Here is a 13,481-nt window from a genome sequence, read left to right on the forward strand (position 1 = left end):
TTCTTCGGGTCTAGTTGCCGGTGGTGCTGCCGGTGATCTCGCCCACCTTGGCCAGGGAGGCGTGCGCGGCCGCGACGACCTTGTCGACGGTGAAGCCGAACTGCTCGAACAGCACCGTGTAGGGGGCGCTCGCGCCGTAGTGCTCGATGCTCACCGGCACGCCGGAGTCGCCGAGCAGCTTGTGCCAGGACATGGCGATGCCGGCCTCGACGGTGACCCGCGCCTTGACGCCGGTCGGGATGACCTGCTGGCGGTACGCGAGGTCCTGCTCCTCGAACCACTCCTGGCACGGCATCGACACGACCCGGGTCGGCGTGCCCTCGGCCTCCAGCCGCTCCTGGGCCTTGACCGCGAGCTGCACCTCGGAGCCGGTGGCGATGATGATCACCTTCGGCTGGGCGTCGGAGGCGTCCTTCAGGATGTAGCCGCCCTTGGCCACGTTGTCGGCCGGGGCGTAGACGGTGCGGTCCAGCACCGGCAGGTTCTGCCGGGTCAGGGCGAGGGCCACCGGCTGGTCGCGGCGCTCGAGCGCGACCTTCCAGGCCTGCGCGGTCTCGTTGGCGTCGCCGGGGCGGACCACGGCCAGGCCGGGGATGGCCCGCAGCGCCGAGAGGTGCTCGATCGGCTGGTGGGTCGGGCCGTCCTCGCCGAGGCCGATCGAGTCGTGCGTCCACACGTAGACGACCGGCTGCCCCATGAGCGAGGCCAGCCGCACCGCCGGGCGCATGTAGTCGGAGAAGACGAGGAACGTGCCGCCGTACGGCCGGGTGGGGCCGTGCAGCTTGATCCCGTTGAGGATCGCGCCCATGCCGTGCTCGCGGATGCCGAAGTGCAGCGTGCGGCCGTACTCGTCGCCGGGGAAGAGCTTGGTGGAGTACTCCGCCGGAATGAACGACGGCTCGCCCTCCATCGTGGTGTTGTTGCTCTCGGCGAGGTCGGCCGAGCCGCCCCACAGCTCCGGCAGCACCGGGGCGAGCGCGTTCAGGGTGTCGCCGGACGCCTTGCGGGTGGCGACGCCCTTCTCGCTCGGCGGGAACTCCGGCAGCGCCTTCTCCCAGTGCTCGGGCAGCCGGCCCGCGAAGAGCCGGTCGAACAGCTCGGCCCGCTCGCCGGCGCCGTCGTGCCACGCCTGGAAGGTCTTGTTCCACTCCTCGTGCTTGGCCTTGCCCCGCTCGATGGCCCCGCGGGTGTGTGCGAGCACCTCGTCGGCGACGGCGAAGGACAGCTCGGGGTCGAAGCCGAGGATCTGCTTGGTCGCGGCGATCTCGTCGGCGCCCGCCGCCGAGCCGTGGATCTTGCCGGTGTTCTGCTTCTTCGGCGCCGGCCAGCCGATGATGGTGCGCAGCGCGATGAACGACGGGCGGTCGGTCACGGCCTTGGCGGCCTGGATCGCGTCCCACAGCGCGTGGACGTCCTCGGCGTAGACGCCGTCGCCCGCGTCGTGGCCCTTGCGCCAGTCGACGACCTGCACGTGGAAGCCGTAGGCCTCGTACCGCTTCGCCACGTCCTCGCTCTTGGCGACCTTCGTGTCGTCCTCGATCGAGATCTCGTTGTCGTCGTAGATGACGACGAGGTTGCCCAGCTTCTGGTGCCCGGCGAGGGCGCTGACCTCGTGGCTGATGCCCTCCTCGATGTCACCGTCGGAGCACAGCACGTAGACGAAGTGGTCGAAGAGGCTCTCGCCGACGGCCGGCTCGGGGTCGAACAGGCCCCGCTCGCGGCGGGCGGCCATCGCCATGCCGACCGCGTTGCCGACGCCCTGGCCGAGCGGGCCGGTGGTGGTCTCCACGCCGGCGGTGTGGCCGTGCTCGGGGTGGCCGGGGGTCAGCGAGCCCCACTGCCGCAGCGACTTGAGGTCGTCCAGGCTCAGGCCGTAGCCGGCCAGGTACAACTGAATGTAGAGGGTGAGGCTGGAGTGACCGCACGAGAGCACGAAGCGGTCGCGGCCGACCCAGGCCGGGTCGGTGGGGTCGTGCTGCATGACCTTCTGGAAGAGCAGGTAGGCGGCCGGCGCCAGGCTCATCGCCGTGCCGGGGTGGCCGTTGCCGGCCTTCTCGACGGCGTCCAGCGCCAGCACCCGGACCGTGTCGACCGCGCGCCGGTCGACGTCGGACCAGGACAGCTCGGGACCCTTGACCTCTTCAACGCTCACGGCGGTGCTGCTCCTGTCGAACGGCGAGGTTGCGGAAAAGCCTCGGAGGGTTTGATCGTCGAATGTTGTCAAGTCGACCCTACCCACGATCGGATGGCGCCACGCGGGGTCGACCGGGTTTCGGACATCGGCGACACTGCCTGCGACAACCGTAGTCGATGGCCACATCCGCCCCGGGCGGCGCGGATGAGCGGCGATGCCCTCGGCCCCGGCAAACCGTGATCGGTTCAGCCCTGAGCGAAATCAAGGGGCCCGCGCCCTGTCCCGGGGGTGCCGTCCGACCTGCGTTGATCCTGTTCTACGATGCGGAGGCTCGCCGGTCTCGGCGGGCCCCTCGCTCCGCCACGCTTCCCCGGGCCACCGAAGCCGGGACCGGGCGTGGCCGATGCCGGAAGGTGGCAATCCAGACGTGACGCAGCTCGTCGACCATGCAGTCGTTGATCAGCGCGCGTCGGGGCCGGTCCGTCCCACCTCGGCGGCGGCCCTGGCCCGGGCACAGCAGGCACAGGCGGCCGGGCGGCGGGCCGGGCTCGCCGCGGTGGTGAAGGCATACATCTCGCTCACCAAGCCGCGCATCATCGAGCTGCTGCTGATCACCACCGTCCCGACGATGTTCCTGGCCGACCGCGGCCTGCCGGACCTGTGGCTGGTCCTCGTCGTGCTCGTCGGCGGCTCGCTCGCCGCCGGCGCCGCCAACGCGCTGAACTGCTACATCGACCGCGACATCGACCAGGTGATGAAGCGCACGTCGCGCCGGCCGCTGGCCACGCACACCGTGTCGCCGCGCGCCGCGCTCATCTTCGGCCTGACCCTCGCCGCCGTCTCCACGGTGCTGATGGGCGCCTTCACCAACCTGCTCGCCACGCTGCTCACCGCCGGCGCGATCGCCTACTACGACCTCGTCTACACGCTGTGGCTCAAGCGGACCACCCCGCAGAACACGGTCTGGGGCGGGGCCTGCGGCGCGGCGCCGGTGCTCATCGGCTGGGCCGCGGTCACCGGCGGGCTGTCCTGGCCGGCGTGGGTGCTCTTCGCCGTGGTGTTCCTGTGGCAGCCGCCGCACTTCTACGCCCTGGCCATCAAGTTCAAGGACGACTACGCCCGGGCCGGCATCCCGATGCTGCCCGTGGTGGCGAGCATGCGCCGGGTGGGCCTGGAGACGGTGGTGTACAGCTGGCTCACCGTCGCCGCCTCGGTCGCGCTCTGGCCGCTCGGCATGACCCCGATCTACGGCGTGGTCGCGATCGTCACCGGCGCGCTGCTGCTGGTCGAGGCGCACCGCCTCGACGGCCGGGCCCGGCGCGGGGAGCCGCTCAAGCCGATGCGGCTCTTCCACTGGTCGGTGACGTACCTGACGCTGCTCTTCGTCGCCGTCGCGGTCGACGCGCTGATCCACTGAAGGCTAGGGCCCGAACCCCGCGCGAAATGGGCGCCTAAGCGAAAGTTAAACCAGAAACGCCCGAATTTTTTGGGTACTCCGGTCACCGTGCACGCCACGTGATCCACGTCTCGCTTTGCGCGCCAGGCAACCCCGAAAAAAATCCGGATATTTGCGGACATAGTCCTCCAAACATCGCGGCGAGTCGGCTAAACCTCTTCGTAACTACGATCACAACCGCCATCTGGTTCACCCGCACGTGGTCAGCAGTGGCTTTAGTGTGGCCGACATGGCAGATGGTTCCGATACGACGATGACCCTGAACCGCCCGGTCCCGGGCGGCCTGATCGCCGGGCTCAAGTCCTTCGCGGAGGACCACGGCGGCGCCAAGGCGGTCATCGAGTACGTCGGCCGGCGCGGTGCCCGCATCGTGCTCGTCGGAGAGGACGGCGTCTGGGGCGACCAGTTCGCCGAGGGCACGGACATCGCACGATCCGCCTGTGCCCAGGCCGGGGTCACGATCGAGAACGCCTGGGAGCGCGAGCTCCTCGAGCAGATGCGACCGAGCAACGACCTCTGGCGCTCGATGGGGCGCCGCACGCTGTCCCGCTAGCGCCGGACCCGCCCCGCCGCGGGTATCTTCCCTGCGTGAATCAAGATCGTCCGATTTCCCCGTCAGCCGCGACCCGGGCCGCCGCCCGGGTCGCTCTCGTTACCTGCGCCGACCTGCCCGGCCTCGACGAGGACGACCAGGCCCTGATCCCCGCCCTCGCTGCCCGCGGCATCGCCGCCGAGCCGGTCGCCTGGGACGCCACCGGCGCCGACTGGACCGGCTACGACCTGGCGATCGTGCGCAACACCTGGGACTACGCCAAGCGCCGCGCCGAGTTCCTCGCCTGGGCGCACGCCGTGCCGCGGCTGGCCAACCCGGCCGCCGTGCTCGAGTGGAACACCGACAAGCGCTACCTGCGCGAGCTCGCCGCCGCCGGCATCCCGGTCGTCCCCACCGACTGGGTCGAGCCCGGCGCCGCCTGGACGCCCGCCGCCTCCGGCGAGATCGTGGTGAAGCCGGCGATCAGCGCCGGCAGCATCGACACCGGCCGGTACGACCTCGCCACCCAGGCGGAGCCGGCCGCCGCACACGTGCGGCGGCTGCAGGACGCCGGTCGCCTGGTGATGGTGCAGCCGTACCTCGGCGAGGTCGACACCGCGGGGGAGACCGCACTGCTGTACCTGGGCGGCGCGTTCAGCCACGCGATCCGTAAGGGCGCCATCCTCACCGGGCCCTACGAGGCGGCGGCGGAGCTGTACCAGGAGGAGCACATCGAGCCGCGCACCCCGGCGGCGGCGGAGCGCGCCCTGGCCGACCGCGTGCTCGGCGCGCTGCCGGGGCCGGCCGGCGACCTGCTGTACATCCGCGTCGACCTGCTGCCCTCGGCGGACGGCCCGGTGGTGATCGAGGTGGAGCTCACCGAGCCGTCGCTGTTCTTCGCCACCGCGCCGGGCTCGGCGGACCGCTTCGCCGCGGCCGTGGAGCGCCGGCTCAAGTAGGGCGGGCCCGCGCCGATGTGTGGTTGGTGACCCGGCGCATCGGCGCGGCGCTCGCGCTCGCCTCGGCCCTGACCGCCTGCCTGGCGGGCTGCGGCGCGCTGCCCGGCGCGGGCGGCAACGGTACCGCCACACCGGCGACGGCACCCGCGACGATCGTCAACCTGCCGGAGGACACGGTGTACCTGCCGGGCGAGGCGGTGAACCCGTCCGCCGGGCTGACCACGGGCGCGCCGGTGCGGGGACCGATCGCCTCGCTCTCCCCGCTGCCCAGCCGGACGGCGTCCACCGCGAGCCCCGGCCCGCGGCCCGACGAGTGCTCGGGCACGGTGCGGACCGGCGTCGTCAACGGCGCCGACGTCGTGCCGGGCACCAACTCCGCAGTGGTGAGCTGGTGGAACATCGGCGACCCGGCGATCGTCGACTACCAGCTCGCCACCGTCCCGCAGGACCTGTACTACGGCCCGCAGCCGGCCTGGACCTGGCAGACCGTCGCGCCGGGCACCGGCTGCACCCGGGTCAGCGCCACCGTCACCGGCCTGACCTCCGGCGCGCCCTACGTGTTCGTCGTCCATGCGCTGCTGCGCAAGTACGAGTCGCTGCCGCCGGTCGCGCCCGAGGTGGCCCGCAGCTCCGCGGTGCGCATGCTGTGAGCCATAGGCTGTCCCGCATGAGTGAGAACCCCGTGCTGCTCGGGGCGCAGGCGCCGGACGGCGTCGACGCGCCCTTGCTGACCTACTGCGACGCGACCACCGGTGAGCGCACCGAGCTGTCCGCCACCGCGCTCGGCGGCTGGGCCGCCCGGGCCGCCGGGCTGCTGCACGAGGGCTGCGGCCTCGGCCCCGGCAGCCGGGCCGCGGTGCTGCTGCCGCCGCACTGGCTCACCGCCGCGGCGCTGCTGGGCGCCTGGTCCGCGGGGATCGCGGTGTCGTTCCGGCTGCGGGCGACCGCCGGGCTGGACCCGCTGGAGCCCGCCGGCGACTTCGACGCGACCTTCGTCGCCGCCGACCGGATCGGCTCGTGGCTCGAGGACATCCCGGAGGCCACGCACAGGTTCTCGTTCTTCGCCGAGGTTCCCGCCGAGGGGTACCGCGACTTCCTGGCCGAGATCCGCGCGTACCCGCAGCACACGCCGGCCTACGGGCGCACCCGCCGTACCGATGCCGCGAGCGTCGACGGGACCAGCTACGGCGACTGGGGCCGGTTGGCCGCCGGCCTCGCCGAGGAGCTCGGCCTGCGGGCGGGGGACCGGCTGATGATCGACCCCGCGGAGCACGAGCACCCGGTGCGGTGGCTGCTCGCCCCGCTGGCCGCGGGCGCCTCGGTGGTGATCTGCGCCGATCCGAATCACAACCATTAGGTTGTAAAAACGATTGGTTGTGGGTACCGTCGCAGCATGACGGTCGTCACCGACGAGCTGAGCCTCGTCTTCGCGGCGCTGGCCGACCCGACCCGGCGGGCGATCCTGGAACGGCTCGCCGAGGGCCAGGCGACGGTGCATCAGCTCGCCGAGCCCTTCGCGATGACCCAGCAGGCCGTGTCCAAGCACCTCAAGGTGCTGGAGCAGGCCCGGCTGATCTCGCGCACGCGCAGCGCCCAGTCGCGCCCGTGCGCGCTGGAGGCGGGCCGGCTGGCCGAGGCGGCCGGCTGGATCGAGCGGCACCGGCGCGTCTGGGCGGACCGTCACGACCGCCTGGCCGCGCACCTGGAGCGGCTGCAGGGATGAGCGACGTCGGAGAGCTCACCTTCAGCCGCATCCACCGGGCGTCGCCGGAGCTGCTGTTCGACTGCATGACGACGCCCGAGCACCTGACCCACTTCTGGGGCCCGACCGGTACCACGACCCCGCTCGACGGCATCGTGGTCGACCTGCGCCCGGGCGGCTCCTTCGAGACCACGATGGTCGGCGCCGACGGCGGCACCTACACCATGCGCGCCGTCTACGCCGAGATCGACCGCCCGCACAAGCTCGTGTGGATCGAGCCGGGCGTCGAGGGCGGGATGCGCACCGAGATCACGTTCCGCGACCTCGGCGACGGGCGCACCGAGGTGATCACCCACCAGACCAACGCGCCGGCCGCCTACCGCAGCGCCGAGGCCCGGGCCGGCTTCGCCACCAGCCTCGACCGCTTCGACGCCTATCTGGCCACCCTGTAGGAGCTGCCATGCCTTTCGTTACATCCGCTGACGGTACCGAGATCGGCTACGACCGGGCCGGCGCCGGCCCCGCGTTGGTGCTCGTGGACGGTGCCATGTGCTACCGCGCCGCCGGCCCGATGCGCCCCTTGGCCGCGCTGTTGCAGGAGCATTTCACGGTGTACTCCTACGATCGGCGCGGTCGCGGCGAGAGCGGCGACACCCAGCCCTACGCGGTGCGGCGCGAGGTCGAGGACCTGCAGGCGGTGATCTCGGCCGCCGGCGGCTCGGCGGCGGTCTACACCATGTCTTCCGGCGGCGCGCTCGCCCTCTCCGCGGCCGCGCAGGGCTCCGGCATCACCGCGCTCGCGCTCTACGAGCCGCCGTTCGTCGGGGCGGATCCCCGCTACACCGCCGAGCTGACCGACCTGCTGGCGCAGGGCCGTCGCGGCGACGCGGTGGCGCTGTTCATGAGCCGGGTCGGCATGCCGGCCGAGGCGATCGCGGGCTTTCGCGCCTCGCCCGGGTTCGCCACGCTGGAGGCGATCGCGCCGACGCTGGCCTACGACGACGCGGTGCTCGACCCGGGCAAGGTCCGGCCGGAGGTGGCGGCCGCGGTCCGCGTGCCCACCGTCGTGATCGCCGGCGGCGCCAGCCCGGCGATGCTGCGGGACGCGGCCCGCGAGACGGCGGCCGCGCTGCCGTCGGCGACGCTCGAGGTGCTCGACGGCCAGACCCACGACGTGGACCCGGCCGCCCTGGCCCCGCTGCTGGTCAAGCTGCTGGGCTGATCACGCCGTCGGCCGATCACCGCGGCGCTCATCGCTTCGCTCCCAGGGCGTCCAGGGCGCGGTCGACCAGCGGGCCGGCGGTAGTGAGGTCGCCGGTCAGGCCGCTGCGGGCCAGGTTCTCGCGCATCACGTCCGGGTTCACCCGCAGCCGGTCGAGGGCCGCGCGCAGCCAGGACGCGGCCGAGCCGGTCGTCACGAGCAGTTCGCGCATCGGGCGCCACTCGGCGTGCCAGGCGCCGGCCGCGCGCTCGTGCTCGTGGGCCATCGCCGCGAGCAGGTTCGCCACCAGCCCGGGCGCGGAGGCGGCGCAGCCCACCGCGCAGATCGCGGCGACCGGGTTGCGCTTGCCGGGCAGCGCCGACGAACCGCCGGGCGCCGCGTCGGCGACCTCGTTCACCTCGTCCTGGGCCAGCAGCGTCAGGTCGCGGGCCACCTTCGCCACCGCCCCGGCCGCGCCGCCGAGCGCGCCGGCCAGGTCCGCGATCCGGGTCCGCTCGGTGTGCCAGGGCAGCGCCGGCTCGGCCAGCCCCAGCATCGTGGCCAGCCCCTCCACGAGATCGGGCCCCGCGTCGCCGAACGCGCCCAGGGTCCCGGCCGCCCCGCCCAACTGCACCGCGAGCCGCTCCCGCTGCACCTGCTCCAGCCGGCGCCGGGCGGCGTCGAGCCCACCGAGCCAGCCGGCCGCCTTCAGCCCGAACGTGGTCGGCGCCGCCTGGCGCAGCAGCGTGCGGCCCACCATCGCGGTGTCCCGGTGCTCGCGGGCCAGCCGCGCCGCGTGGTCGGCGCACGCACCGAGGTCGGCCAGCAGCGGCCGCAGCGCCCGGGTGGCGACCAGCATCCCGGCCGTGTCGAGGATGTCCTGGCTGGTGGCACCCCGGTGCACGGCGCCGGCCGCGGCCTCGGGCACGGCCGCCCGCAGAGCTTCCACCAGCGGGATCACGGGATTCCCGCTCGCCGCCGCGCCCGCACCGATCACCCCCACGGCGAACGTCTCCGGCCGCGCACAGACCGCCGCGACGGCGTCGGCGGCGGCCGGGTCGAGCAGGCCGGTGAACGCCTGCACCTGCGCCAGGGCGGCCTCGACCTGCAGCATCGCGGTCAGCCAGGCGTCGTCACCGACCGCCGCGGCGACCTCGCCACGGGCCAGCACGGCGCCGAACAGGCTTGCAGAAGGGGTCATGGCGATTCCCGCGGGGGTCGTGGTCCGACCCGGTGACTGTACCGAGCCACCCACCCCCGGCGGGCCCGAACGCCCGCCACTCCCGTCGCGCATCCTGCGGCCGCGGAGCGCGCGATCCAAGCCGTTGTATCGGACTTCGCGCCTGGCGGCCTCGATCCGGGCAGGCGTACGGATGTCTCCGTGATCATGCGTGTTGCGCCGCCGCACCACGGGTTTGCCACGATCGTGGAGACATTTGGTACACGGGTGTACATGTTCGCTCCGTGATCATGAAAAACCGGTGGTGTCGGTGGCGGGTCCGGCATGATCGCGGAGACTTCCGGTCGCGGCGGGCCTGCGGGGCGGTGGTCGCCGCGATCGGGTGGCGGTGCGGTGGAGCGTCGCGGTGGTGACCAGCCGCTCGCCGAGGGCCGCGCGCACCGGATCGCCGGGGACGGGCGCGATCGAACGTGGGGGATCGGTCCTCGCGGCGGCGGTGGAGGTGGGCGCGGAGCGTCCCGCGACGGCGGCGGCGGCAGCAGCGACGGCGACGGCGGCGGCGGCGGCGGCGACGGCGACGGCGACGGTGGTGGCGGCGGCGGCGGCGACGGTGGCGGCGGCGACGGTGGCGGCGGCGACGGTGGCGGCGGCGGCGACGGTGGCGGCGACGGCGACGGCGACGGCGACGGCGACGGCGACGGCGGTGGCGGTGGCGGTGGCGGTGGTGGAGGTGGGCGCGGAGCGCCCTGTGGCGGTGGTGGAGGCGGAGCGTCCTGTCGGTCGCGGGGCGTTCACGCTGACTTTTCGCCCGTCGGGCGAAAAATCCGATAAGTCCGGACACGAAGTGTCTGGACTTATCGGTAGGCGGTCGTCAATGTGCGGTGCGCCCAATGTGCGGACGCATGCGCCCAATTTGCGGACACCGGCGGCAAAAATGCGCGGCGCCGGCCCACGATGGCCGGCGCCGCGTTCGTACTGTGTCGTGTTGTGTGGCCTTTTGTGCGGGTCCTACAGAAAGTCGGTGAAGCCCGGGCGGAAACGGTCATCGGGCTTGCCGAATGTGGTGAACGCCAGCCCGCCGCGCGGTTCCACGCCCGGCAGATGTTCGATCATCCGATCGTGCTCAATCACACACGCCAATGCTTGTGTGAGATCGGACTCAAGCTGGTGGACCGCCTCATCGAGGTCCTCTTCCCGCCGTGACCAGTCGATGTCTGCCTCGCGAAGCTGCTGGCCGGCCAGCTTCGCAACGGCCTCCGGATCGGTGACCGCGACCTCAAGGCGGCAGTAAATCTGCATGATGAGCGGTTCCGTGTGCCCCATTGCAGAAGGGTGGCATACCAATGATCCGACTCCATAGAAAGTGCAGATGAATTTACAACTTGGCAATCTGCAGGGCGGCTTCGGGTGATCTCGTGGTGTGAAAGGTTCGTGATGATCCGGTGCACGCCGGACCTTCCGGCCGCAGTCGCTGACAGCATCGGCGCGTGCCTTCCACGTTGCCGACGCATCCGCTTGCCGTTCTGCCGCTGAAGCTGTGGCGGCCCCGCTGGTTCGACGGGGTCGCACTCGCCACCGGGGCGTGCGCGCCCGACATGGCCTATGCGCTCCACGGGATCGGCGTGCGGATCCCCAGCCACACCGTCCCGGCCCTGCTGTGGTGGAGCCTGCCCTGCGCGGTCGCGACCGCCTGGCTGATCCGCCGCGGCGCACCCGCGGTCGCCGCGCACCTGCCGGGCTGGCTGCGGGAGTACGGCGTGCTGGCCGGCGTCCGCCACCGCTGGTGGGTCACCGCCGGCTCGGCGTTGCTCGGTGCGATCAGCCACCTGCTGTGGGACCTCGTCACGCACCCGGGCCCGGTGGCGGCGTGGTGGCCGATCCGCCAGGTCAGCGACGACAGCGCGGTGCTGCTGCTGCCGCTGTTCCTGTGGTACTGCGGGAGCCGTCACCTCCTGCGCGCCTGGCACGGCGACCCGCCGCCGGTGCCGCGCCGCCCCCTGCTGTTCTGGGGCGTCTCGGCCGCCGTCACCGCCGCCGGCGTGCTGCTGACCTGGGCGTTGGGCAACCACCGGCTCGCCTGGCTCGGCTACCCCGGGTATCCGCACGTGGTCGGGGTGCGCCTGATCGTGTCGCTGACCGTGGGGCTGCTGGCCGGGGCGTTCGCCGTACAGTCGGCTCGTGCTGGAGACCGATCGACTGCTGCTGCGCCGGTTCCGAGCCGATGACGCGCCGGTCGTGGCCGCCTACCGCTCCGATCCCGGCGTCGCGCGGTACCAGAGCTGGGAGGCCCCGTTCCCGCTGGCGGCCGCCGAGGCGTTCGTGGCCGGGCTGGCCGGGTGCGACCCGCGCGACGAGGGCTGGTTCCAGTACGCGCTGGAACGCCGCGCCGACGGGGCGCTGATCGGCGACATCGGGGTTCGCCGCCACGACGAGGGCCGGCAGGCGGAGATCGGCTTCACGCTCGCGACCGCCTTCCAGCGCCGGGGGTACGCCACGGAGGCCGTCCGGCGCGTCGTGGAGTACCTCCTCATCGAAGAGGGACTCCACCGGGTGCACGCGTCGCTGGACGGCCGCAACGCGCGCTCGGCGGCGCTGCTTTCGCGGGCCGGTTTCCGCCGGGAGGGGCTGGAGCTGCAGAGCAGCTGGTGGAAGGGGGAATGGACCGACGACCTGCGCTACGCCGTGCTGGCCAGCGAGTGGGTCCGTTCCCTCGACCCGGCCTGAGCCGGCGCTACGCCGTGCTGGCCAGCGAGTGGTCGCGGTCGCCGGATTCGGCCTGAGCCTGTCGCGGGGTCAGGGCGAGCAGCAGGTTCAGCGTCGCCGTCCAGACCAGGCAGGCGCCCAGCATGTGCAGGATCACGACCGGCCAGGGCAGGCCGGTGAAGTACTGCACGAAGCCGACCACCCCTTGGGCGAGCTCGACGACCACCAGGATCGCGGCCGCCCGGGTGACCCGCAGCGGGGCGCCGAGCGCGCGCAGCCCGAACCACACCGCCAGGCTCAGCCCGACGAGCACGAACACGGCGTCGGAGTGCAACTGCGACACCGCCTCGGGGTCGAAGCCGGTCCGGCTGGCCTTGGTGTCGCCGGAGTGCGGCCCGCTGCCGGTGACCACCGTCCCGAGCACGAGCACGACGGCCGACACGGCGGTGACGACGGCTCCGCCGGCGGTGCGCATCGCCCGGGGCGCGGTCCATCGCGGTGGCTCTTCACGGGTGCGGTACCAGAACAGGAACGCGACCGCGATGAGCGCCATGGACAGCAGGAAGTGCGCCGCCACCGTCCACGGGTTGAGCGCCATCCGCACCGTGATCCCGCCCAGCACGCCCTGCGCCGCGATCCCGGCCAGCACCCACGCCGCCCCGCCCAGCGCCCCCTTGGCCCGCCGCCGCTGCCGCCACGCCGCCGCGAGCGCCACCAGCGCGAACACGCTGAGCACGAACGTCAGCGTGCGGTTGCCGAACTCGATCACGCCGTGGTAGCCCATCGCGGCGGTGGTCACGTAGGAGCCGTCGGTGGTGCACTGCGGCCAGGTCGGGCAGCCCAGCCCCGACCCGGTCAGCCGCACCAGCCCGCCGGTGCACACGATCCCGACGTTCGCCACGAGCAGCGCCAACGCCGCCCGCCGCAGCGTGGCGGGCCGGTCCAGCCACTCGGTCACCAAGCTCACGATTCGCCCCACCCGCGCGATATTACGCGCGGCTACATATGGCCCCGCGCGGCGGCGCCCGGTCCCCGCGGTGGGCGCTGTTTCTTGTTGCGCCTTTGGCGCAGTGGTTGGGGTCCGTAAGCTAGCCACGCGCGACTTCGTCGCGGCGCTGTTGGCCGGTGTGCGGGTCCGCGGCCGCCGTGGTCTGCCCGCGCCGGGCACTGGCCAGCGCCACGCGGAAACCGGCACCGCTGGCCGCCATGCCCGCCGGCGACCAAGCGGTGCCTGGCCCGCGCGTCTCAACGCCCCGGGGTGGGCACGATCGGCGATCACTTCCTACACGTTGGGCGACTGCACCGCCGCGGGGCGGGGCGCAGGGACAGGAAGTCTCCGTGATCATGCGCATCCCGGCATCGACACCAAGGGTTTTTCATGATCACGGAGTGCTGATGTACCCCCGTGTACCACAAGTCTCCTGGATCATGGCAAACCCGGTGTGCGGTCACCGCGGACATCATGATCACGGAGACATACGTCCGGCCCGGCCGCGCGGATCGGAGGTTGCGCCCGACGGGTGCGACATCCGCACCGGTCCGCTGCGCCGCCCCCGGGGTCGGCGTCGATGATCGCTGGTGCCCCGCCGATGGCCACCGAGGCCCAGCCCGCGG

General features: G+C 72.8%; 15 protein-coding genes. 10 read left to right on the forward strand and 5 right to left on the reverse strand.

The window, feature by feature from the left end:
• Positions 1-10: 10 nt before the first annotated feature.
• Positions 11-2,152, reverse strand: a complete 2,142-nt coding sequence (tkt, locus tag ACQPXD_RS09445; RefSeq protein ID WP_432836809.1) for a transketolase — start codon at positions 2,150-2,152, stop codon at positions 11-13.
• A gap of 484 nt (positions 2,153-2,636) precedes the next feature.
• Here tkt and ACQPXD_RS09450 point away from each other — a divergent pair, with 484 nt between their 5' ends.
• The 8 genes from ACQPXD_RS09450 (at position 2,637) to ACQPXD_RS09485 (ending at position 8,005) form a co-directional block, all read left to right on the forward strand.
• Positions 2,637-3,551: a heme o synthase gene (locus ACQPXD_RS09450; RefSeq protein WP_432843749.1), complete on the forward strand. Its 915-nt coding sequence runs from the start codon at positions 2,637-2,639 to the stop codon at positions 3,549-3,551.
• Between the two features lie 268 nt (positions 3,552-3,819).
• Positions 3,820-4,143 (forward strand): hypothetical protein, encoded by a 324-nt coding sequence (locus ACQPXD_RS09455; protein ID WP_432836811.1) that lies wholly within the window; start codon positions 3,820-3,822, stop codon positions 4,141-4,143.
• A gap of 35 nt (positions 4,144-4,178) precedes the next feature.
• Positions 4,179-5,081 carry an ATP-grasp domain-containing protein gene (locus ACQPXD_RS09460; protein ID WP_432836813.1) on the forward strand — a complete coding sequence of 301 codons (903 nt, stop codon included), beginning with the start codon at positions 4,179-4,181 and terminating at the stop codon, positions 5,079-5,081.
• A 26-nt stretch (positions 5,082-5,107) separates the two neighbouring features.
• Positions 5,108-5,731, forward strand: a complete 624-nt coding sequence (locus tag ACQPXD_RS09465) for a hypothetical protein (protein WP_432836815.1) — start codon at positions 5,108-5,110, stop codon at positions 5,729-5,731.
• Between the two features lie 17 nt (positions 5,732-5,748).
• A complete protein-coding gene (locus ACQPXD_RS09470) occupies positions 5,749-6,438 on the forward strand; it encodes a TIGR03089 family protein (protein ID WP_432836817.1) in 690 nt (229 codons plus the stop codon).
• A 36-nt stretch (positions 6,439-6,474) separates the two neighbouring features.
• On the forward strand, positions 6,475-6,804 hold the full coding sequence (locus ACQPXD_RS09475; protein ID WP_432836819.1) for an ArsR/SmtB family transcription factor: 330 nt from the start codon (positions 6,475-6,477) through the stop codon (positions 6,802-6,804).
• On the forward strand, positions 6,801-7,235 hold the full coding sequence (locus ACQPXD_RS09480) for an SRPBCC family protein (RefSeq protein ID WP_432836821.1): 435 nt from the start codon (positions 6,801-6,803) through the stop codon (positions 7,233-7,235). Before ACQPXD_RS09475 ends, ACQPXD_RS09480 begins: the two co-directional genes overlap by 4 nt.
• An 8-nt stretch (positions 7,236-7,243) precedes the next feature.
• A complete protein-coding gene (locus ACQPXD_RS09485; protein ID WP_432836823.1) occupies positions 7,244-8,005 on the forward strand; it encodes an alpha/beta fold hydrolase in 762 nt (253 codons plus the stop codon).
• Positions 8,006-8,033: 28 nt separating this feature from the next.
• Here the strand turns inward: ACQPXD_RS09485 and pcaB are convergent, their stop codons facing one another.
• From pcaB to ACQPXD_RS09500, 3 genes are all read right to left on the reverse strand, one after another.
• Entirely contained in the window at positions 8,034-9,185 is a 1,152-nt protein-coding gene (gene pcaB, locus ACQPXD_RS09490) for a 3-carboxy-cis,cis-muconate cycloisomerase (RefSeq protein ID WP_432836825.1), read from the reverse strand.
• Positions 9,186-9,452: 267 nt separating this feature from the next.
• Positions 9,453-9,959, reverse strand: coding sequence for a hypothetical protein (locus tag ACQPXD_RS09495; protein WP_432836827.1), 507 nt, complete (start codon positions 9,957-9,959; stop codon positions 9,453-9,455).
• Positions 9,960-10,172: 213 nt separating this feature from the next.
• Complete coding sequence (locus ACQPXD_RS09500) at positions 10,173-10,487, reverse strand: hypothetical protein (protein WP_432836829.1); 315 nt, start codon at positions 10,485-10,487, stop codon at positions 10,173-10,175.
• 164 nt (positions 10,488-10,651) lie between these two features.
• Here ACQPXD_RS09500 and ACQPXD_RS09505 point away from each other — a divergent pair, with 164 nt between their 5' ends.
• Both ACQPXD_RS09505 and ACQPXD_RS09510 read left to right on the forward strand, forming a co-directional pair.
• The gene (locus ACQPXD_RS09505; RefSeq protein ID WP_432836831.1) at positions 10,652-11,389 is read left to right on the forward strand and encodes a DUF4184 family protein; all 738 of its coding nucleotides are present in this window, start codon (positions 10,652-10,654) and stop codon (positions 11,387-11,389) included.
• The gene (locus ACQPXD_RS09510) at positions 11,343-11,888 is read left to right on the forward strand and encodes a GNAT family N-acetyltransferase (RefSeq protein ID WP_432836833.1); all 546 of its coding nucleotides are present in this window, start codon (positions 11,343-11,345) and stop codon (positions 11,886-11,888) included. Before ACQPXD_RS09505 ends, ACQPXD_RS09510 begins: the two co-directional genes overlap by 47 nt.
• Before the next feature lie 7 nt (positions 11,889-11,895).
• Here the strand turns inward: ACQPXD_RS09510 and ACQPXD_RS09515 are convergent, their stop codons facing one another.
• Positions 11,896-12,825, reverse strand: a complete 930-nt coding sequence (locus ACQPXD_RS09515; protein ID WP_432836835.1) for a COX15/CtaA family protein — start codon at positions 12,823-12,825, stop codon at positions 11,896-11,898.
• Positions 12,826-13,481: the final 656 nt, after the last annotated feature.

The sequence above is a fragment of the Dactylosporangium sp. CA-092794 genome (genome assembly GCF_050948465.1).
Lineage (GTDB): Bacteria > Actinomycetota > Actinomycetes > Mycobacteriales > Micromonosporaceae > Dactylosporangium.